This is a genomic window from Sutcliffiella deserti, assembly GCF_020037475.1.
GTDB lineage: Bacteria > Bacillota > Bacilli > Bacillales > Bacillaceae_I > Sutcliffiella_A > Sutcliffiella_A deserti.
Window position 1 is genome coordinate 683,623 of record NZ_JAIQDB010000001.1, and the last position, 20,397, is coordinate 704,019.

General features: G+C 37.1%; 22 protein-coding genes and 2 riboswitches. Of the genes, 6 read left to right on the top strand and 16 right to left on the bottom strand.

The genetic code is table 11. The features are described from left to right. Positions 1–91: 91 nt before the first annotated feature. From K9B36_RS03315 to K9B36_RS03330, 4 genes are all read right to left on the bottom strand, one after another. Positions 92–742 carry a methylthioribulose 1-phosphate dehydratase gene (locus K9B36_RS03315; protein WP_223700576.1) on the bottom strand — a complete coding sequence of 217 codons (651 nt, stop codon included), beginning with the start codon at positions 740–742 and terminating at the stop codon, positions 92–94. After that, positions 714–1,403, bottom strand: a complete 690-nt coding sequence (locus K9B36_RS03320) for a 2-hydroxy-3-keto-5-methylthiopentenyl-1-phosphate phosphatase (protein ID WP_223700577.1) — start codon at positions 1,401–1,403, stop codon at positions 714–716. Before K9B36_RS03320 ends, K9B36_RS03315 begins: the two co-directional genes overlap by 29 nt. After that, positions 1,400–2,644 (bottom strand): 2,3-diketo-5-methylthiopentyl-1-phosphate enolase, encoded by a 1,245-nt coding sequence (gene mtnW / locus K9B36_RS03325; protein ID WP_223700578.1) that lies wholly within the window; start codon positions 2,642–2,644, stop codon positions 1,400–1,402. Before mtnW ends, K9B36_RS03320 begins: the two co-directional genes overlap by 4 nt. Before the next feature lie 167 nt (positions 2,645–2,811). Continuing rightward, a riboswitch (SAM riboswitch) is annotated at positions 2,812–2,919 on the bottom strand. Between the two features lie 83 nt (positions 2,920–3,002). Further along, positions 3,003–4,175: a pyridoxal phosphate-dependent aminotransferase gene (locus K9B36_RS03330; protein ID WP_223700579.1), complete on the bottom strand. Its 1,173-nt coding sequence runs from the start codon at positions 4,173–4,175 to the stop codon at positions 3,003–3,005. A 183-nt stretch (positions 4,176–4,358) separates the two neighbouring features. Here K9B36_RS03330 and K9B36_RS03335 point away from each other — a divergent pair, with 183 nt between their 5' ends. Continuing rightward, positions 4,359–5,141 carry a carbon-nitrogen family hydrolase gene (locus K9B36_RS03335; protein ID WP_223700580.1) on the top strand — a complete coding sequence of 261 codons (783 nt, stop codon included), beginning with the start codon at positions 4,359–4,361 and terminating at the stop codon, positions 5,139–5,141. Between the two features lie 600 nt (positions 5,142–5,741). Here K9B36_RS03335 and K9B36_RS03340 read toward each other — a convergent pair. The 3 genes from K9B36_RS03340 to cspD all read right to left on the bottom strand — a co-directional run bounded on the left by K9B36_RS03340 (position 5,742) and on the right by cspD (position 6,418). After that, positions 5,742–5,912, bottom strand: coding sequence for a hypothetical protein (locus tag K9B36_RS03340; protein ID WP_223700581.1), 171 nt, complete (start codon positions 5,910–5,912; stop codon positions 5,742–5,744). Beyond that, entirely contained in the window at positions 5,899–6,069 is a 171-nt protein-coding gene (locus K9B36_RS03345; protein ID WP_223700582.1) for a hypothetical protein, read from the bottom strand. The genes K9B36_RS03340 and K9B36_RS03345 overlap by 14 nt, the downstream gene beginning before the upstream one ends. 151 nt (positions 6,070–6,220) lie before the next feature. Further along, positions 6,221–6,418, bottom strand: a complete 198-nt coding sequence (gene cspD, locus K9B36_RS03350) for a cold-shock protein CspD (protein WP_064100611.1) — start codon at positions 6,416–6,418, stop codon at positions 6,221–6,223. A 501-nt stretch (positions 6,419–6,919) separates the two neighbouring features. Continuing rightward, a riboswitch (SAM riboswitch) is annotated at positions 6,920–7,076 on the top strand. Positions 7,077–7,170: 94 nt separating this feature from the next. Between cspD and mtnK the strand changes: the two genes are divergently transcribed. Both mtnK and mtnA read left to right on the top strand, forming a co-directional pair. Beyond that, complete coding sequence (mtnK, locus tag K9B36_RS03355) at positions 7,171–8,364, top strand: S-methyl-5-thioribose kinase (protein ID WP_223700583.1); 1,194 nt, start codon at positions 7,171–7,173, stop codon at positions 8,362–8,364. A gap of 2 nt (positions 8,365–8,366) precedes the next feature. After that, positions 8,367–9,416: an S-methyl-5-thioribose-1-phosphate isomerase gene (mtnA, locus tag K9B36_RS03360; RefSeq protein WP_223700584.1), complete on the top strand. Its 1,050-nt coding sequence runs from the start codon at positions 8,367–8,369 to the stop codon at positions 9,414–9,416. Between the two features lie 73 nt (positions 9,417–9,489). Here the strand turns inward: mtnA and K9B36_RS03365 are convergent, their stop codons facing one another. The 4 genes from K9B36_RS03365 to K9B36_RS16855 all read right to left on the bottom strand — a co-directional run bounded on the left by K9B36_RS03365 (position 9,490) and on the right by K9B36_RS16855 (position 13,265). Further along, complete coding sequence (locus tag K9B36_RS03365; RefSeq protein WP_223700988.1) at positions 9,490–10,068, bottom strand: DUF2087 domain-containing protein; 579 nt, start codon at positions 10,066–10,068, stop codon at positions 9,490–9,492. 303 nt (positions 10,069–10,371) lie between these two features. Continuing rightward, on the bottom strand, positions 10,372–10,860 hold the full coding sequence (locus K9B36_RS03370) for a methylated-DNA--[protein]-cysteine S-methyltransferase (RefSeq protein WP_223700585.1): 489 nt from the start codon (positions 10,858–10,860) through the stop codon (positions 10,372–10,374). Positions 10,861–10,885: 25 nt separating this feature from the next. Beyond that, entirely contained in the window at positions 10,886–13,093 is a 2,208-nt protein-coding gene (locus K9B36_RS03375; protein ID WP_223700586.1) for a PAS domain-containing sensor histidine kinase, read from the bottom strand. 49 nt (positions 13,094–13,142) lie between these two features. Next, positions 13,143–13,265: a hypothetical protein gene (locus K9B36_RS16855; RefSeq protein ID WP_263399252.1), complete on the bottom strand. Its 123-nt coding sequence runs from the start codon at positions 13,263–13,265 to the stop codon at positions 13,143–13,145. A 163-nt stretch (positions 13,266–13,428) separates the two neighbouring features. Between K9B36_RS16855 and K9B36_RS03380 the strand changes: the two genes are divergently transcribed. Then, positions 13,429–15,192, top strand: a complete 1,764-nt coding sequence (locus tag K9B36_RS03380; RefSeq protein WP_223700587.1) for a B12-binding domain-containing radical SAM protein — start codon at positions 13,429–13,431, stop codon at positions 15,190–15,192. Between the two features lie 2 nt (positions 15,193–15,194). Here K9B36_RS03380 and K9B36_RS03385 read toward each other — a convergent pair whose 3' ends face one another. Continuing rightward, the gene (locus K9B36_RS03385; RefSeq protein WP_223700588.1) at positions 15,195–15,371 is read right to left on the bottom strand and encodes a hypothetical protein; all 177 of its coding nucleotides are present in this window, start codon (positions 15,369–15,371) and stop codon (positions 15,195–15,197) included. A gap of 10 nt (positions 15,372–15,381) precedes the next feature. After that, positions 15,382–15,537: a hypothetical protein gene (locus tag K9B36_RS03390; RefSeq protein ID WP_223701012.1), complete on the bottom strand. Its 156-nt coding sequence runs from the start codon at positions 15,535–15,537 to the stop codon at positions 15,382–15,384. A gap of 155 nt (positions 15,538–15,692) precedes the next feature. On the opposite strand from K9B36_RS03390, the gene K9B36_RS03395 reads away from it, so the two are divergent. Continuing rightward, positions 15,693–16,040 (top strand): DUF3905 domain-containing protein, encoded by a 348-nt coding sequence (locus K9B36_RS03395; protein WP_223700589.1) that lies wholly within the window; start codon positions 15,693–15,695, stop codon positions 16,038–16,040. Positions 16,041–16,524: 484 nt separating this feature from the next. On the opposite strand, the gene K9B36_RS03400 is transcribed toward K9B36_RS03395, so the two are convergent. Continuing rightward, the gene (locus K9B36_RS03400) at positions 16,525–17,874 is read right to left on the bottom strand and encodes a TrkH family potassium uptake protein (protein ID WP_399201376.1); all 1,350 of its coding nucleotides are present in this window, start codon (positions 17,872–17,874) and stop codon (positions 16,525–16,527) included. A gap of 209 nt (positions 17,875–18,083) precedes the next feature. On the opposite strand from K9B36_RS03400, the gene K9B36_RS03405 reads away from it, so the two are divergent. Continuing rightward, positions 18,084–18,275: an alpha/beta-type small acid-soluble spore protein gene (locus tag K9B36_RS03405; protein WP_223700591.1), complete on the top strand. Its 192-nt coding sequence runs from the start codon at positions 18,084–18,086 to the stop codon at positions 18,273–18,275. 136 nt (positions 18,276–18,411) lie between these two features. On the opposite strand, the gene K9B36_RS03410 is transcribed toward K9B36_RS03405, so the two are convergent. Further along, complete coding sequence (locus K9B36_RS03410) at positions 18,412–19,563, bottom strand: anti-sigma factor domain-containing protein (protein ID WP_223700592.1); 1,152 nt, start codon at positions 19,561–19,563, stop codon at positions 18,412–18,414. After that, positions 19,532–20,314 (bottom strand): RNA polymerase sigma factor SigI, encoded by a 783-nt coding sequence (gene sigI, locus K9B36_RS03415; RefSeq protein WP_223700593.1) that lies wholly within the window; start codon positions 20,312–20,314, stop codon positions 19,532–19,534. Before sigI ends, K9B36_RS03410 begins: the two co-directional genes overlap by 32 nt. Between the last annotated feature and the right edge of the window lie 83 nt (positions 20,315–20,397).

Here is a 20,397-nt window from a genome sequence, read left to right on the forward strand (position 1 = left end):
TCCTCCTTACATTCTTCTTTATATTAGGCTATTTTCGCTTTGATTGTTGCTTTTACGTAAGAGGTACCACTATTATAATCATATATTTAATTTAACTTAACTGAACTTGAGTAGATGCTGTGACGCAATTTCTTACACTTAATAGTTTAAGGTGGTAAGAGAATAAGAACTCCCACGCTTCCAAGAATTTTTTGGCATCAAAAGCAGTCTTTCCCCAAACGGTAATTCCGTGATTTTGAATTAAAACCGCTCCTGAGTCACCGTGTACATGCTTTGAGAATTCTGAAGCCAGCGTTGGAATGTCTGCATGATTTTTTATAATAGGAATTTTCACAACGGCATTTTCCTCCCAAATACCGAATGCCTTGATGATCTCATGACCACTAAAGACAATCTCCTTCTGACTGCTATACAGCTCAGAGATTACATTATTATCTATCGTATGAACATGAAGAGAACAACCTGCATTCGTTTTTGAGTATATCTCCAGATGCAACAACGTTTCAGCTGAAGGTTTTAAACCCGACTCTTTTTCAACTGCTCTTGCTTCATGATCTACCAATAAAAAATCCTCTAAAGTTCTTTTACGTTTATCCTTGCCACTGGCTGTAACAAAGAAAGTTAAAGGGTCTCTTGAAACCTTAATTGAAAGATTTCCACTTGTTCCAAAAAACCAATCCCTGCCCGCAAGCTCCTCTTTTATTTCGGCAAGCTCATTCCACCTTGCTAAGACTACGCTCATCTTTACACCTCACTTTCTTTAAAATTTCTATCACATCAAAAAAGTTTTCAAATGACTCATAAAAAATGGATTCTTCGTTGCACTTTTCTATAAGAAAGTCGCGGGCGATTACTTGGTCGGCAAGCTTAGCAGCCTGTAAATCAGTAATAGAATCGCCTATCACTATTTTATAAGACGTATCATTAACCAACTTTCGGATGATGGATGGTTTGCAGCAACCACAATCATTCTGACAATTTTCATCACAAGCATACGGCCAAAGGATTTTTATTGTATCAGCAGTAAAATCTGACTCATTACAAAACACTACATCCTCTGAAACTATTCCTTTCAGCAAAGGTTTCACAAAAAAGGCTATTCCCCCTGAAACAACATACAAAGGTATTTGGTGTAGCTTTGTATATTCAACAAATTCTGTAAATCCTTCTCTAAATTCGGCATGTTCTAAAATATAGGAAGTTATCTCTTCCTTTTGCTTTGAGGGAAGCAGAGTAAACATTCTCCCTACTCCTTCTCTAATTGAAATCTCCTGTAGTAAAATTAGGTCTTTTATAGACTCCCACTCAGCAGGAGCAAATTTTTTCATAATGGCAATAATGTTATCACTTCGGGTAATTGTTCCATCAAAGTCACAGAATACTATTGGCTCGAACTTGCTCATTTCGCAACCTCGACACCGCCCCATTGTTCAATAGCAAGACGAAGCTCCTCTTTTGTTTGTGCATAACTAATTAACGATTGACTTGCTTGAACAGCTTCTACCGCTTGACGAAATGCCTTTGCCCCCCCTGTTGCTCCTAAAGAATGACCATGAATCCCTCCACCTGCATTAATAACGGAATCTACGCCAAAATCTTTATAAAGTAAGGGAACCAACCCAGGATGAATACCTGCAGAAGGTACAGGCAATGTTTCTTCAAATCTTTCCTCTTCTTGTGTAAGAGCGTGCGCAATGCCGAGTGCTTCTTCTTTAGGAAGTGCAACACTACCATAAGGAGATGGAAATAGTGAAAAATCTGCTCCAGCATATCTTACAAGCTTTCCTAAAAGTAACTCATTTGAGATTCCATAAAACTCTGATGGGGTAATCGCGCCACTTACTGCCGGATGTGCCATTATAGGAATGCTGACGGAAGGATCTTCCGCAAGGCTTTGCAGAACATCTAAACCATAAGCAAAAACATTGAACAATAGTATATCTGCACCAAGCTCAACTGCTCTTACTGCCTTTTCCTTTAAATCAAAGGTTTTTCCTGACAAATTTACCGCATATAAAGCTCGATGTCCGGTTTCCTCATACACTTGTTCAAGAACTCTTTTACCCACCTTAATTCTCTCTTCAAAAGGTGTAAGATTGTTCTCAAAAAGGATTTCATCGTCTTTAATAAAATCCACCCCGCCTAACGCTTGTTCCCTAAGCTGATTGCTTAAGTACGTCAAGTCCCGGCCGATAACGCCTTTAAAAATGCTCATCACATAAGGCCGTTTCCGCAGACCGGTTAACTGCCGTATTCCCTTAATTCCAAATTTTGGACCAGGGAAATTTTTTTTAAATTCTTCACTAAACTCAATATCTAATAGTTTAATCTCTCCATCAAGTGAAAGCTTGCCAAATACGGTTGTTAGTATCGCTGGAAGATCACTACTAAAATTAAGTGTAGGATAAGCAATTTTAATAAGCCCTCTTGTGATAGTACCGTTAAAATAGTTATTTATTCTCTTACTTTGACTGATTTCTTTTACACTCACGACTCTTCCCTTATGCTTTTGCAGTTGCACTTTATCTAACTGAGGAAGATCTGTCCAAGAACCCACCGTTAAACCAAGAGCAATACCTTCTGCCTTTTTCTCTAATTGTCCTTTTTTATCATGTATAAGATATGTAGCGATGACTTCACTCATTTTATTCATCCTTTCAAACATTTGCCATATTGGAGTGTATTGATGTTCCTAGCTGATGGTTAATATTCTTAAGAGAACCGTCTTAGCAATAATCGTTCCTTTTTGTAAAAATCGGTAAAAATATAAAAAACCTCTTCAGAAAAGAAGAGGTTAGGCAGCCTAACATCTTCTTATCTCTCAGCAAAAAGCTGCAAGATTTAGCACCGTGCTTAACGAAAGTCAAGTCGGTTGCCGGGTATCATCGGGCTAGTCCCTCCACCTGCTCTTAATAAGAAAACGCATATATAATTTAATTGTTGATATTTTTAAAATATAATTGGGATTATACAAACGATTTACAAGATTGTCAACACAATATTCAGAAAATGTTTAGTGCTTTAATTCTATGAACTGCTTCACGCAGCCTCTCTGTACTTGTTAAAAGACCGACGCGCACAAAGCCTTCTCCATATGATCCAAACCCTATGCCAGGAGCAACCACGACATGCGCCTTCTCTAGCAATAAATCTGCAAATTCCTCAGATGTATAGCCTTCTGGAACCTTAAGCCATGCAAAAAAGGTTCCATTCGGTGCCATCACTTCCCAACCGATTTCCTTAAGTCCCGAAATAAAAACATTTCTCCGTTCTTCGTACAATTTTACAAGGTCATTAACACATTGTTGAGACTCTAGAAGAGCAGTTGTTGCTGCTTCTTGTACCGCTCCAAATAAACTTACATACATATGATCTTGCAAAAGGTTGATTGCCTCTATTACACTCTTATTCCCAACAGCAAAACCTACACGCCAGCCTGCCATGTTAAAGGTTTTGGAAAGCGTATATATTTCTATCCCTATTTCTTTGGCTCCAGGAGTCTGCAAAAAACTAATTGGCCTTTTTCCATCAAATCCAATTGCTCCATAGGCAAAGTCATGTACAACGCATATATTATATTTTGTTGCTAGTTCTACCGTTTCTTCAAAAAACTCAGGAGAGGCTACTGCACCAGTAGGATTGTTTGGATAGTTCAGAAACATCAGCTTTGCCTTTTCCAAAACAGTTACATCGATATCTTCATATTTTGGCAGAAAATGATATACTTCTTTTAAAGGCATATATTCCATTTTCGCCTTCGCTAGTGCAACACCAGATAAATAATCGGGATAGCCTGGATCAGGCACCAGAACAGTGTCCCCTTCATTTAATAAACATTGAGGAATTTCGACAAGCCCAGCCTTTCCACCGAACAGAATAGCTATTTCTGATGATGAGTCTAATTTAACACCATATTCCCTTTTATAAAACTCGGCAATTGATTGTTTAAAAGATTCATTACCGCGAAAAGGAGAATATTTATGGTGTGCCGGGTTGCCCGCTGCTTCTTGTAGAGAAGCTACAATATGAGCTGGGGTTGGCTGATCAGGATTGCCCTGTCCAAGATTAATTACGTCATGACCTTGTTCAATTACCCTTGCAACCTTTTCAACTAAGCTCGCAAAAAATTGAGAGGGCAACTGTTTTAAAAGATCTGATTGTTTAAAATTTTTCATTAAGTTCACCTGCTTATAGAATTCTTGAAATCCTAGTCACAAATCATATAGTGTTAAAAACAACTTGTAAAGTAGTTTTTTTTCATAGATTTATAAACAAGGCTTTTCATGACTAAGTGTATAAAAAATATTACATAAAGATGTTATCTAACAAAGTGAGTTAATACTAGAGGAGGTCTACAAATGAAGTGGAAAATTGCTTGCATTCAATTTGATGTTGCCTTTGGAAACCCTGAAGCAAATATCGAAAAAATTTGCAATTTAATTAAAGAGGCAGGAAAGGATAAACCTGATATTATCGTACTTCCTGAGTTATGGACTACAGGCTATGATTTAACACGTCTAGATAAAATTGCGGATGCAGGAGCCTTTGTCACAACCAAGCTATTAAAATCTTGTGCAAAAGAGCAAAAATCCCATATTGTTGGAGGTTCTGTTGCTAAGAAAACGAATAAAGGCATTTATAACACCATGCTTACTGTAAATAAGGCAGGAGAAGTTGCAGGAGAGTATAGTAAACTGCATTTATTTCGTTTAATGGATGAGCATCTCTTCCTCCAACCCGGAAAAACAGATGGGCTTTTTGAATTGGACGATATAACATGTGCTGGATTTATTTGCTATGATCTTCGTTTTCCTGAATGGATTAGGGCTCATACTACAAAGAATGCCAAAGCCATTTTCATTGTAGCCGAGTGGCCACTGGCTAGAGTTGATCATTGGAGAACGCTTCTTATTGCGAGAGCCATTGAAAACCAGTGCTACGTAATCGCCTGCAATCGATCTGGTGCTGACCCTAAAAACACCTTTGCCGGTCATTCAATGATTATTAGCCCTTGGGGGGAGATCCTTGCTGAGGCTGGTGAGGAAGAGGCGACCATTACCGCAACCATTGATTTAGATAAAGTGGATGAGGTAAGAAAACAGATTCCTATTTTTGAAGATAGAAGACCTCAGTACTATTAAGAGAGAATCAAAAGGCTTAAAAGAACCGCGCATGTCGACCAATTTCTTTTTGTTGATTCATACTGTAGGCAAACTCGAGGTTGTCGAGGTTGTCTACATTTTTTTGTGTACGTGTATAAGTAAGACCGTTGGTATCCGTTCGAGGCCACGGGCGGACCCAGAGCCCCTCTTCGGTGGTCTCATTCCCTGCATTGAGACCTTCCGTTGATGCTTTTATCTCGTTCGATGGTCTCATTCCCCTGCATTGTGACCATCCGTGGGCGATACTTCCATGTTCGATGGTCTCAGTCCCCTGCATTGTGACCATCCGTTGACCCTTTACCTTCGGGGGATGGTCTCATTCCCTGCATTGAGACCTTCCGTTGAGGCTGTTATCTCGTTCGATGGTCTCAGTCCCCTGCATTGTGACCATCCGTTGGCGATACTTCCATGTTCGATGGTCTCATTCCCCTGCATTGTGACCATCCGTTGGTGCTTTTCCCTCGTTCGATGGTCTCATTCCCCTGCATTGTGACCATCCGTTGACCCTTTTCCTTCGGGGGATGGTCTCATTCCCTGCATTGAGACCATCGGCTGTCGCTTTTCCCTCGTTCGATGGTCTCATTCCCCTGCATTGAGACCATCCGTTGACCCTTTTCCTTCGTTCGATGGTCTCATTCCCTGCATTGAGACCATCGACTGTCTTTTTCCCTCGTTCGATAGTCTCATTCCTCTGCATTGTGACCTTCCGTTGGCGATACTTCCATGTTCGATGGTCTCATTCCCCTGCATTGATACAATCCGTTGACCCTTTTCCTTCGTTCGATGGTCTCTTTCCCTGCATTGAGACCATCGACTGTCTTTTTCCCTCGTTCGATAGTCTCATTCCTCTGCATTGTGACCTTCCGTTGGCGATACTTCCATGTTCGATGGTCTCATTCCCCTGCATTGAGACCTTCCGTTGACACTTTTTCCACGTTCGGTGGGCTCATTGCTTCCCATGAAAGCAACGTCTAAAGCCTTCCACTCCCTCTTCAACCTAGTCTTCTTTCCCCCAAAAAAAAGACCCCAAAATTGGGATCATTTCTATTTGCCTAGCATTATTTTGTAACGTTTGCTGCTTGAGGTCCACGAGCGCCTTCAACGATCTCAAAAGAAACTTCTTGGCCTTCTTCTAAAGTCTTGAAGCCATCTCCTTGGATAGCGGAAAAATGTACAAATACATCATCCTGACCTTCCACTTCAATAAATCCAAAACCTTTTTCAGCATTAAACCATTTTACTTTACCTTGTAACATGTTTGCTCCTCCTTGTGGCTTACCACGTAAAAATTATTACTATTCTTGCTCTACCTATCTATAACTCTTTGATAACGAACAAAAATAATAGTTTAATAATAACAGATGTGATCCTCTTTTTCAATATTAAAACTGATTATTCTTACTATTCTATACACTTTGTAATTCTTTTCGTCAGCAACCAAAATGCGTCCTTTAATTTTTTGTTTAGCTCTTTTCTTAAGGATTGATGCTAGAAACCAGTAAAAAATTCACATTTGGAATTCTTACTTCCCTATTCCCTCAAAATTAAGTGTAATTTTTTAAAACAGGAAAGTAGCACGACAACAACAATGGTAACGATTGGTACCAACTTACGAAAAGATAACACTCAATGCGAAAATAGCCTTTTATTAAAATAATCAAATTTTTGTTGACAATTATCTTTTACTCTTGCTATTATTTTCAACAACTGATAATTTTCAAATAATTAAATATCTATCGTGATTCATTTATCACGATCTCTTATCAAGAGCAGGTGGAGGGATTTGGCCCGATGATACCCAGCAACCGACCGTAATACTATCGCGAGATAGGGCGTTATATTTAAAGCCGGGACACTTTAGTCCCTTAAGGCACGGTGCTAATTCCAGCAGAATTTTTTTCTGGCAGATAAGAGGGGAGAAGAATAAACACTTCAAGCCTCTTTCTTATGGAAAGGGGCTTTTAATTTTTGCCCCTCCTAAAAACGTTTTTCAAGGAGGAAAAAACACATGTCGATAGTATTTAAAACTGGGTATGAACCACTAACAGAAAGTACTGCACAGCAACTTGCAAAAAATCTCGGTTTTTTTGAAGACCACTCTTTGTTATATTGTAAAGAAATTGGAGATGGAAACCTAAACTTAGTGTTTCATATTCAAGATGAGGAAAATAAATCCATCATAATCAAGCAAGCCCTTCCTTATGCAAAAGTGGTTGGGGAAAGCTGGCCACTTACTTTGTACCGTGCCACTATCGAAGGGAATTATTTAAAAAACGCAACCACCATTGTTCCTAATTTCGTACCAAAAATATATTATACCGATGAAGAAAGAGCGATAACAATTATGGAGGACCTTTCCAACTTAAAAATTGCAAGAAATGGTTTGATTGAACTTAATCATTTTCCACTGCTATCCGTCCATATTGGAGAATATTTAGCTAAAACCCTTTTCTACACCTCTGATTTTGGTTTAAATCAGCAGGAGAAAAAAAAGTTGCAACAAAAGTTCAGTAATCCTGAACTTTGCAAGATTACTGAAGACCTAGTATTCACCGATCCATTTTTCAATAGTGATACAAATAGTTTTGAAGCTGAATTAAGGTCAGACGCAGAGGAAATATGGAACAACCATACACTAAAATTGGAAGTAGCAAAGTTAAAATATAACTTTTTGACTCAAGGAGAAGCATTACTGCATGGAGACCTTCATACAGGAAGTATTTTTGTGAATCACACCGAGACAAAAGTTATTGATCCAGAGTTTGCTTTTTTTGGACCGATGGGATTTGATATTGGCCAATTTTTTGCCAATCTCCTATTCCAAGCTTTGACAAGATCCTTAGAGGACCGGGAAGTAATTTTTACTCACCTCCATCAAACCTGGGAAACTTTTGAGGTTCATTTTTCTGAACTTTGGCAAAGATCTTCTACAGAACCGTTCACAAAAACGGAAGGTTACTTGGAACATGTCCTACAAGGTATTTTTGAAGACACAATTGGTTTTGCTGGCTGCGAGCTAATTCGTCGAACAATTGGCTTGGCCCATGTAGCCGATTTGGACGGAATAGGAGCTTATGAAAATAAAATAAGATCAAAAAAACTTGCCCTATCCTTAGGTCAAAAATTGATTTTAAATCAAAAAAATCTTCCTAATATTATAAAACTGGAAGCCTTATGTAAACATTTAATAGAGGAGATATAACTATGACTAAAAGTCTTACCGAAATACCATTATCCGTAGAATGGAAAGAAACCTACATTAGGATATTAGATCAACAGAAATTACCACATGAAACTGTTTTTCTTGATTTATTTACATTAAAGGATGTTTTCCAAGCGATAGTCACATTGAAAGTGAGAGGCGCCCCAGCTATCGGTATTACCGCTGCATACGGCCTTGCCCTTACTGCCCAAAGCTACACCGTATCTTGTCTAAATGAATTCAGAAGGAAGCTTCAGGAAGACAGAGATTATATTGCTTCCTCTCGGCCAACCGCTGTTAATTTATTTTGGGCAATCGACCGTCTTATGAAAGCAATCGATCATGCGTCATCCGTTAACGCAGCGAAGACGAACCTTATTCATGAAGCAGTTAGTATACAAATGGAAGATGAGGCAACCTGCAGGGAGATTGGGGAATATGCTTTAACACTTTTCAAAAAAAATGATCGAGTGTTAACGATATGCAATGCTGGTTCGATTGCTACGGCTAAGTATGGAACGGCATTGTCACCTTTTTATTTAGCAAAAGAAAGAGAAATGCCTCTTAAGGTATTCGCATGTGAAACAAGACCTGTCTTGCAAGGTGCACGGCTGACGGTTTGGGAGTTACTTCAGGCTAATATTGATGTAACCTTGATAACGGACAATATGGCTGCACATACGATTAAAACTAAAGGTATTACCTCAATAATTGTAGGTGCCGACAGAATAACAGCCAATGGAGATACAGCAAATAAAATTGGGACACTTAATCTAGCGATATTAGCAAAATCCTTTAACATACCTTTTTATGTTGCAGCTCCACTTTCGACTTTTGATCTTACAAAAAAAACGGGAGAGGAAATTGTGATTGAAGAAAGGCCACCTACCGAAGTAACTCATATAGGTGATCAATTAATTGCACCTGCAGGAGTAACAGTATTTAATCCGGCATTTGATGTTACTCCAAATGAATATATCACCGCGATCATCACTGAAAAAGGTGTTATATCTGGAGACTATCGAACTCATATTAGAGACTTATTTATATAGATTGTATTCTCTACCGAAAAAGTGAGCCTTTAAACACAGCAAAAGAGAGAGAACGTATCATAGGTTCTCTCTCTTACTTTGCCCACATTTCTTGTGGATTTAGTTCATAGATTCCGTTCTCTCGATACATATAATGATTAATAATAAACTCTCGCCTAATAGTGGCATAGTCTTCATGAAATTTCATTATATGTTCATTGATTTCTTTCTCTGTATATTTCTTTCCTGGCTCTAAATCTTTTATCATATGTTCAAAAATGATTAGCTTTTTCTTACGCTGGGCCGGTATCGTTTTTAGCATTCCATTTGGTTGTAGAAAATTTTCCAGTATTTGCGTATTATCTTTTTGTTGACTCACTGTTTCTTCCTCCTTCCTGCTTCGACTAATAATGGTTAACAATCCTTCTGAGTGTTGTTTTATTGCTTTCTCGTTTAGGAAATAGTTGATAGTATTTTTATTACGTCTTTCATATACCGCACTGACCTCTTTTAATTTTGCAATATGATGGGAGATAGTCGGAGGCTTTACACCTAATTTTTCAGCAAGCTCCTGCCCACTCAAAGCATGTTCTGAAGCAAGTAAAACTAGTAATCTTATTCTCGTCTGGTCACCCATCACCTTATGAAAATTTACCAATTTATTTAATTGCAGTTAAAACACCCCTCTAAATAGATTATCATCTAATTAGATGATAGTCGAATCTCTTATCTTTTTCAACCTTTAGTTGTCACTTTTTTTAAAATTACCGCTTTATCATTTTCACTAATTACTTGAAGTTTTGTTAAGACATTCGTATAGAAGGTTAATTTATTACTTTTTCCCAATGTTTTCGCCCCCCTTTATTTGTTTCCTATGCGCAACTTTTTTAGTGTTAGTAAATTATATGAATCGGCATCAGATTTGATACATATAATCGTCAATCTCATAAAAAAAACGATAGGTAACCCTACCGTACTAATGTAAAACACCTTCTAATATTAATAACTTCTCTTTCATACCTACTTTGTCCCCTGCATAACCGACCAGTGTATTATTTTTCCCTATCACTCGATGACATGGAATAACAATAGGAAAGGAATTTCTTTTATTTGCTTGCCCGACAGCTCTTACTGCAAGGGGTTTATTTATTTCTTCTGCTATCTCTTTATAGCTTCTCACACTTCCATAAGGAATCTTACTGAGCGCATTCCAAACATCAACCTGAAATGGTGTCCCGTTAAGTTGAATCGGCAGGGAAAATTCTGTACGGTCTCCGTTAAAATACTCTGTTAGCTGCTTTTCTACTTCCAGGCACATCGGATGATCAGCAGCAAGAGTAAGAACCTTGTCTCCGAATCTTTCCATCAACTCTTGCTTGCAAAACAAGATAGAAGCAAGACTATTTTCATCACAAACTATATACAAAGTGGATATCGGTGATTCCATTTTCTTATAAAAGAACATTAGGTTCTCCTTCCTATTCCCTATCTTAGTTCAGCGGCGGGTTAATCGGTAGTTTAATGTGAAAAGTCGTTCCTCTGTTTAGTTCACTTTCTACTTCTATTATCCCATTATGCTCTTCCACTATTTTATAACTTACCATAAGTCCTAATCCAGTACCTCTGTCTTTTGTTGTGTAAAATGGTTCACCTAGTTTTTTAATTTTTCCTTCTGGAATACCAATTCCCTCATCTTTAATTGAAATTAGCACCTGTTGGTATTCTTTTTGCTGTAAAGAGACAGAAATGGTGCCGCCCTTTGGCATGACTTCAATGGCATTTTTCAAAATATTGATAAAAACCTGCTTTAATTGATTAGGTTCACAATAAATATCAGGAAGGTTTTCTTCATAGTAACTTGCAAATTGTACATTTTCCAGTGCGGCTTGTGCACTTAAGAGATCTAACGTATCTTGCATAATTCTTACTATATTCTTCTGCTGATAGGAAATTGCCTGTGGTTTCGCCAATACAAGGAACTCTGTAATAATAGATTCAATTCGCTTCAGTTCTGATGTAATCACATCAAAATACATGGCATACTGATCGTCCGTTATATTATTTTGCAAGAGCTGAATGAAACCTTTAAGAGCTGTCATCGGATTTCTTATTTCGTGTGCAATTCCTGCTGCCAGTTCACCAACAACTGTTAAGGTATCTGACTTTCTTAGCTGATCTTCCATTTCACGCTTTTCGGTAATATTTCGAAATATAGTCATATGAAGACCTTCTATGACATTCTTCTTTGCTGAGAATTCTAAAATCTGTTGTCCTTTGGCTAGATTATGACAAACCTCGCCACTAAGTTCTTCATTTTCTAAGCACAAACTCCATTTGTTTTTCATAATGTCTAGTTGATCAAGGTTAATATATTGGTTTAAACATTTTGACATCAATTCTTCTCTCGATAAATCTAAAATTTTACTAGCATTTGGATTTGCATCAATAATAGCGCACGAGTCATCCCATAGTATTATTCCATCCATAGCGTTATTGAATATCTTTCGGAATTTCTGTTCACTCTCCCGTAAATCCTTTTCCATCTTCCTGCGCTCACTAACATTTCGGAAAATAACCATATTGTAGCCATCAATTATTCCTTTATTGGCTGTAAACTCCAATAACTTCTTTTGGCCATTGGGCATGTGAAATTCTAGTTCTTCTCTAATTTCTCCTTTTTCACTAAAAACTTTAAGTATAGTAGAAAGTTTCTTATTGCCTTTTAATACAAATTGCTGTAATTTTGCATTTTCAAGTTCATTCAAAGGCAATTCAAAGGCTCTGCTTGCCGCAGGATTTGCTCGCATAATATTCCCAACATTATCTACAAGCACGATAGCATCTAGGGCATGCTGAAACATCTCACGAAATCGCTCTTCACTTTTTTCTAATTGCAACTCCATATTTCGTTTCTCTGTTACATCACGCATGATTGCTAAATAAAAATCATCATAGATATTAGCAGTTATGGTCACTTCAAATCTTTTCTTTTCCCCATTTTGAAGCAATACGGGCAATTCCCCACGAACACGTCCGTACTTTTCCAACAGAAGCCATATTTTGTCAATTTTAAATTGATAGTCCTCTTCCACAAAGTCGTCTAGTTTTGCTTTCAATAGATCTATTTTGGCCATTGCAAAATTCGAGCAGAAGGCAGGATTAACATCGATAAAGCTCCCTTTTTTGTCAAATACCACGATCCCATCCACTGCCCGATTAAATACATCATGATACATTTGCTTACTTTTATTTGCTTCATTTTCCGCCTTCTTTTTTACGGTTATATCTCGAATAACAAAAATATCATAGTCGCTTTCGTCAGGATTTCGGACGGCAGAATATTCTACAAACTTGACAGATCCATTATCTAAACGAAGGATAAGTTCGTTTTCTGCTTCTTTTACCTTTTCCAGCACTGCTTCTTGATATTGGACTTCCTCTTTAGCCATTAAATTAAGAAATTCATAAAGGTTTCTCTTTTGTAATTCACCTTTAGATAACTCGAATAGCTCACACGCCTTAAGATTGGCCTGTGTGAATCTTAAGTTTCTATCCAATAAAACGATGGCTTCATTCGCATGGTCAAATGTAAGTTGTAGAAATCTATTTTGTTTCTCAATCTCTTCCAGTTTTTGTTTAAGGACCTCATTCTCATCTTCCAATTTTCGGACCTCTGCTTCCACCATATATTGGGTCATCCAACTTCCCCCACTTATAAAAGATATTATTTATTTCTTATTACAAATTCTACGTTTCTTCCAAAAATCCTTTTAAAGATAGCTTAGCAACTAAAAAGTCATTTTCTGAAATCTTGTTGTAATATTTAAATGTAATCTTGTAGATAATGGTAGCATAAAGATTCCTATTCATAGGGAATATTTCCCCTTTTTAAAGTACATGCAATTTATTACTCATTTGTTGCAATTATGATAAACTATATAAGTTATGCAATAAGTATTAAAAACAAATAGTGAATGCGTATTTATTAAGCAATCTCTATTAGAATTTATTTTAGGAGTTTGATGGAACGAAAATGAAAATAATTGCTACAACCTTAAATGCAAAATACATCCACACAAATCTTGCGATACGCTATTTAAAGGCTTATGCCGAACCTGAATACAATGTGGATCTAGTAGAATATACAATAAAAGATCCATTAATGAACATTGTCTCTGATTTAATTCAAAAAAAACCAGATGTTATAGGTTTTAGCTGTTATATCTGGAATATTGAAGAAACAATAAAAGTTATAAGTATGTTAAAAAAAATCAAACCTAACCTGACTATTGTACTTGGTGGTCCGGAAGTAACTTATGATGTTTCTTATTGGCTTGAACGTTTAGTAGACGTTGATTTCATAGTCATCGGAGAAGGTGAGATAACTTTTAAGCAGCTTTTAAAAGAGCTAGAGGGGGCAAGGGATTTTGCTTCTATTAGTGGGCTTGCCTATCGTGTAGACCAAGAAAAGAAAATATCGCCACAACGCAATAAAGTGGACCTAAAAGAATTGGCCTCCCCTTATCGCTTTCAAGAAGATCTATCCCAACTAGGCAAACGCGTTACCTACTTTGAAACTAGCAGAGGTTGCCCTTTTAGTTGTCAATTCTGCTTATCTTCTATTGAAGTAGGAGTGAGGTATTTTGACAGAGAAAAAGTGAAAGAAGACATTCGCTTTTTAATGGAGCATGGGGCTAAAACAATAAAGTTTGTTGATCGAACGTTTAATATTAGTCGGAGCTATGCTATGGAAATGTTCCGATTTCTAATTGATGAGCATAAGCCAGGGACAGTGTTTCAATTTGAAATTACCGCAGATATTATGCGCCCAGAAGTGATTGAGTTCTTGAACCAAGAAGCTCCAGCAGGATTATTCCGTTTTGAAATCGGAGTACAATCGACAAACGACGAAACAAATGAATTGGTTATGAGGAAACAAAATTTCACAAAGCTTTCGCGTACGGTAACCATGGTAAAAGAAGGCGGTAAAATAGATCAGCATTTGGACTTAATTGCAGGTTTGCCGGAAGAAAACTACGAGTCTTTTAAAAATACCTTTAACGATGTCTTTGCTCTCCGACCAGAGGAGCTTCAACTAGGGTTTTTAAAAATGTTACGCGGTACCGGTCTTCGCATCCGGGCTCATGAACATGGGTATATCTACATGGATAATGCCCCTTATGAAATTCTTGGTAACAATATCCTTAGCTTTGATGACATCATACGGATTAAACAAGTGGAAGACGTTCTGGAAAAATACTGGAATGATCATCGTATGGATGCCACTGTTGAACATTTAGTAACTAATGTTTTCCCCACACCGTTTGATTTCTTCCAATCATTTGGTTCCTATTGGGATAATCAGGGGTGGTCAAGAATCGGTCATCAGCTAGAAGACTTATATAAACGACTATTCTCTTTTTTAAAGGATACAGCTCAAAAGAATAGTGTTGAGGTTGAAGGTTTGATGAAGTACGACTATCTTCGTCATCAAAAATTCAAACCTCGTAAGCCATGGTGGGAGGACAGACTCTCCAAGCAAGTCCGAACATCCCTATATAAAAGTTTGTTGGCTGCACCAGAGGTACTAGGCAATACCTTTGTAAAAATCCAATTAAACGAAAAAGAGCTGTATAAGCATACAATGATTGAAGAGGTTCCATTTGATCTTGCCCTGTACTTAGAAACAGGACAAATTAAGCAGGACGATTGCTTTATGTTAGTTTACTTTAATCAAACAACGAACACGACAGAAATTTTCCCTATACCATCCAAGCTGAAAAGAAATGCTAGCTGACGCTAGCATTTTTTCTTATTTGATGCCTTATTTTTTGCTTCAATAGCACCCTCAAAAGCTTTCATCGCATTAGGGTCCCCTAATTCCGGTCCAAATTCCTCTTTTAGTATCTGTTCAGGAATTGCATGACTATGCTTATGTGCCTGTTTTTGCTTTTTCTTGCTTGAGCTTTTATCCATTCCTCTTTCCCTACTTTCCTTGTCTCCCTTTTTTGGAATTTCTATTTGCCCCCCGAATCATATCCTCAGTTTGATATTCTGCTGCAAATTCAGTGTCAGGCAGACTTTCTTTAGGCGTTTTATTATTATTAACTGCAGCATCAAAAGAAACTTTTCGTTTTGCCAAAACCTTCACCCCCTTGGTATACGATTATTTTGTCCAGAAGAGCTATTTTCATTAACGTTTAAAAGTATTCTCCACTCCTTTTTCTTTCCAATTACATACTTCTTAATTTTTAATGAAATGCTAAAACTAGTCACGCTAATGGGAGGTGAAATAAGATGAAACATAAAAATAAAGAACAAGAATTACCTTATATCGATGAAACGATGCCACACCAGATTAATTCACCTTCTTTTAAGGGCAGTAGCATAAAAATGCAGCCCCCTTTTATAAACGAACATGGTGTTGTAATTGGTGACAGCCTTTACAATTCAGAAGATTCTCCACTTAACAACTGGTCAGATCAGGTTGATCCTTCTATAATGGCTGGTGACCAATGGGTCCACCCTACTAATGATATTGGGTGGAATTCAACTGAAAATCGAGAACTGGTGGAAAAATCGAAAGAGCCCAAAGGTGTACCCTTTACCCATCCTGATAAAGATGTTAGCTATGGGAGAGATTAAGTCTTCCCGCTAAAAAAAGCAGCAAAAGTGAATATTCACTTTGCTGCTTTTTAAGTTTTGGCCTTGTTAAAGTTGTGTGTTGAAAATAAGGCTATTCTAGCGAGACTCCAACGGGAAAATAGAAGGCCACTGAAAAATTGAAAACATATAGATTTGGGTGGCTTCTAGCTGTGGATTGGAGCAAATGGCATAGACGCAAGCGTAGGAGTAGCGACAAGCTTGAGACCCCGCAGGGCATAGCCCGAGGAGGCTCAAGGTCGCCCTCTGGATAAGCGAAGCCATTTGCGGAAAGTAACAGCGGTGTTTAACCCAAACCAAAATTATGTACTTTTTCAGCGGCTTCGAAAATAGCGGTAGGCTTGCTACCTGCAGGCTCAGCCAAGGAGGCTCCGACACCTCCCCGTAAAATGCGTAGCCTTTTGCGGAAATCAACAGCGGCGTTTAAAACAGCCTAAAATTTATACTCTTTAGCTTATAGATGGACTTAACCAATTATTACTCTTTCTACTGGATAGTGATATTTTGCTGGTTTTCTTTTACTTTCTAAAATGAAGAGGAACGTAAGTAACCCAACTCGCCCAATGAACATCAAGCACATGATAACCAATTTCCCTATTGTAGATAATTCAGATGTTATTCCCATGGAAAGACCGGTCGTACCAAAAGCGGAACATACTTCAAACATAATTTCTATTAACTCAAAAGGCTCTGTAATACTTAATATAATAAAAGATGAAAAACATATTATTATGGCCAGCAACAGGACAACTAACGACTTAATAATATCCTCTTCATGAATCTCCCGTCGAAAAAGCTTAATGTTCTTTCTGCCCCGTGCAAAGTGAAACAAGAATAATATATTTAAGGCAAAAGTAGTTGTTCGTATGCCCCCTCCTACTGAACTTGGGGAAGCACCAATGAACATTAGCCCACACATGACCAATAGCGTAGGAAGTGCGAATTCACTAACGTCCATGGTCGCTAAACCACCACTTCTTGTTGTAACTGATTGGAACAGAGCATAGAAAAAGGCTTCATGCCAGGACTTTCCTGCCAAGAATTTTCCAGATTCCATTATTAAGATTGCAACTGTTCCAAAAATAATTAAACCTGCAAAGGTAATAGTAGTTATTTTGGTAAATAAAGTGAAACGAAAACGACCACCCTTATTCATAATAAATTCCTTAACTTCCACTAATACCGGAAATCCAATTGCACCGGTGGTAATTAAAATTATCGTAATAAATTGAACAAAATAATCATTGGCAAACGGAACAAGGGATTCTCCAGTAATATCAAAACCACCATTTGTTGTGGCGCTTACCGCTGCGAAAAACCCATGTAAATAAGCTTCTTGCCAGGTTGAGTAGTACGATAAATAATACGTGCCCAAGATTAATGCACCTATTAATTCAATCGTTAAAATTAAAAATAGAATTTGCTTAATAAGTTTAACAATACCTGATAGGTTTGATTGATTTTGATCAAGCATCATCAATCTTCTTTCTTTCAGACCTATTTTTCTTCCTAAGATAAGCCAGATAAAAGTTCCTACAGCCATAACACCAACCCCACCAAATTGCAGGACAAATGCGAGAATAAAGATGCCCGGAACAGTAAAGGTTTCCGCAGTGTTTAACACTGTCAGACCAGTTACGCTTACCGCGCTAACTGCCGTAAAAAGCGCGTTCATAAAGGTCCAGTCCACACCATCATATCTCGCAACAGGCAAACTTAATAAAGATACTGCTACAATTACAGCCAAAAAATAAAAACTTACTATAAGTTGTGCAGGTGATAAATTATGTACTTTTTCATTAAATAAACTTTTAATTTTTATCATGTTGACCCTTTCACGTTAAAACTGCCTTTATTCTAATCATTATTCTTATATACGGTACTGACTAGAAAATGTTTCATAATTCTCTCTATATTACATTATTTGTCTAATACTTACTAGTATCTGTTTTTCGGATTAACCAATACTATGTGTACAACTTTTATTATATAAGTTGTAGTTCAATAAGAAAAGGAGTGATGATAATGGCACGAAGCAGCAATAAATTATTAGTACCAGGTATTGAGCAGGCTTTAGACCAGATCAAATATGAAATTGCACAGGAATTTGGTGTAACACTTGGTTCAGATACAGTAGCGCGCTCCAATGGATCTGTTGGTGGAGAAATCACGAAACGTCTTGTAGCACAAGCTCAATCACAACTTAAAGGTCAATAAACTTCATAAACATGGCTAATCCCAGAGTGTTTCACTCTGGGATTTTATTATAGCATGTCTCTTTTGTTTGTGAAGTTTGTGCTTATAAGGCAACAGAAAAAATGAAATCAACGAAACTAAGTAAAATCAAAAGTTATTATTGTCCCTTGCCATTATTATTTTGGTGTTCTTTGCTATTTCGTTTATTCTCAATTTTTTGTTCATGCTGCCCTTTGCTAGGTCTATTATGTACTTTTTGTTCCTTTTTCTGTTTCTTATCTACTTCTTTAATTTTTTCATCTTCTTTATAACCTCTATTATCTATTTTGCTTTCTCTATCTCTTTCTCGTTGCTCTTTCCTTTGGTTCCTTTGCAACTCACGTTCTTCTTTCCTTTGCATCCTCTCTAGCTCACGTTCTTCTTTTTTCTCCAACCTGTCAAGCTTTGATGTTTCTAATTTTATTGCTTTTTCAGTTGTTAAAGCTTCTTCATTTATCTTTTCCTTGTCCTTGCTTATTTGCTGCTTATCTAAGCCATTCTCAGCTGGGTTTTCTTTCGTGCTTTTTAAATTTTGTAATCCTGTAATTCCGGTATTGGTATTTTCATTTAAACTTGAGGTATCATCTTTTTCTACCAGTTCGGTGCTACGTTCATTTTGAATAAATTTACCTGGAGTTACACCTTGTCTAAGCGCTTCTCCGCGTTTTTCATTAGTTGTTTCTATCGTAGTTACATTTATATTCTCCACTTGAATTGTTTTAGAAATAGCGATGATTTCATTTTGAATTTTATTTTTCCAGATTAAATTATCACTTTCTGACAAAACGGAAGCAATAATTACCTCTCCGCCATTGTTCAAGTAGCCTTCTTCACGAATTAATCCCATTATCATTGATGACACATGTGCAATTTCTTCATTCTCCCAATCCTTCAAGTCACCTAATAATCGTTTACCTTCTTCGTTATAGGCATCAATAGATAGAACACGAAAATGCTTATTTATGCTTAATTCCAAACTAGGATTTACATCTAATGAAATATAGGCATAAACCTGGTTGTTGATATATTTAGGATAGAGTGTAAAAAGCAATATAGTTGCCGTTAGCAAAGTTACTATGGCCCATCTTATTTTAAAAAGAGAAAATCTCCTCTTCTTAGATGACTCAGTAGACCTATGCATGGGGAAAAAAATGATTTCCTCCCCAATTCCAACTTCCCCTTTTTGCTTTCTCGATCTTAAAAACTCGCCGTCTGGGGTCAGCATCGTGACATAGTCATCATGAACTTCGAGCACAATCCCTTTTTTCACTCGTAATCGCCCCTTTTAGGTAATCTTTTAAATATATATAATCCCCTGATAAAATAATAGACACTGCTATAATGTACTTCCGGTTGCGTTCTATTGTTTTTCTACTAACGTCAACCAATCCTTCTAAGTTCTTCATCGGTAACATTTTCTTATCAAATAAATGCTTCTTTAATTCCGGATTTTGGACTAATATATGTGCAATATTAATAGCATTTTGCCTCGCATCAGAATGCTTAGGAGCACACGCATGCAGGTCAGAAAAAGTTAAGCCGAATTCTTTTAAAATTGTTTGATAATAGATTATTTCTTCTTTACGTTGTTCCTGATCTATTTGTTTTTGAAATTCCTCAACGGATAGTTTAGCTTCGATGTTATTAGAAGCATAATCATCCTGGTCAACATCCTGCTCCGACATAGTAATAGTCATGTTCTTGCTTTCTTTTCGGATATAATCAATTACTCTTCTTTTAATGATCAATTCAGCAAAAGATAACAAAGAACTTCCTTTATCAGTTGAATACTTCTCGATTGCTTCATTGAAAGCGATTAAACCGATACTAAATTCATCATCCGTTTCATTAATATATCTTTTACAAACAGATGAAACAGCCTTTGCGATAAATGGTTTATATTTATTTATTAAGTAATTTTGTAATTGTATATTTCCAGCTTGAATTTCTAGCACTTCATCTTCAAGTGATTTTGTGCGTCTTTTGCCGATTTTAAAAAGTAGGCTTAGCACCGGCTTCACCTCTCTCCCTGCTTATATTCTTTAATAACTAATGTTTAAAGTATACAGCAAATTTTAAGAAGGAGGCTTTTTCGATTTCAAGA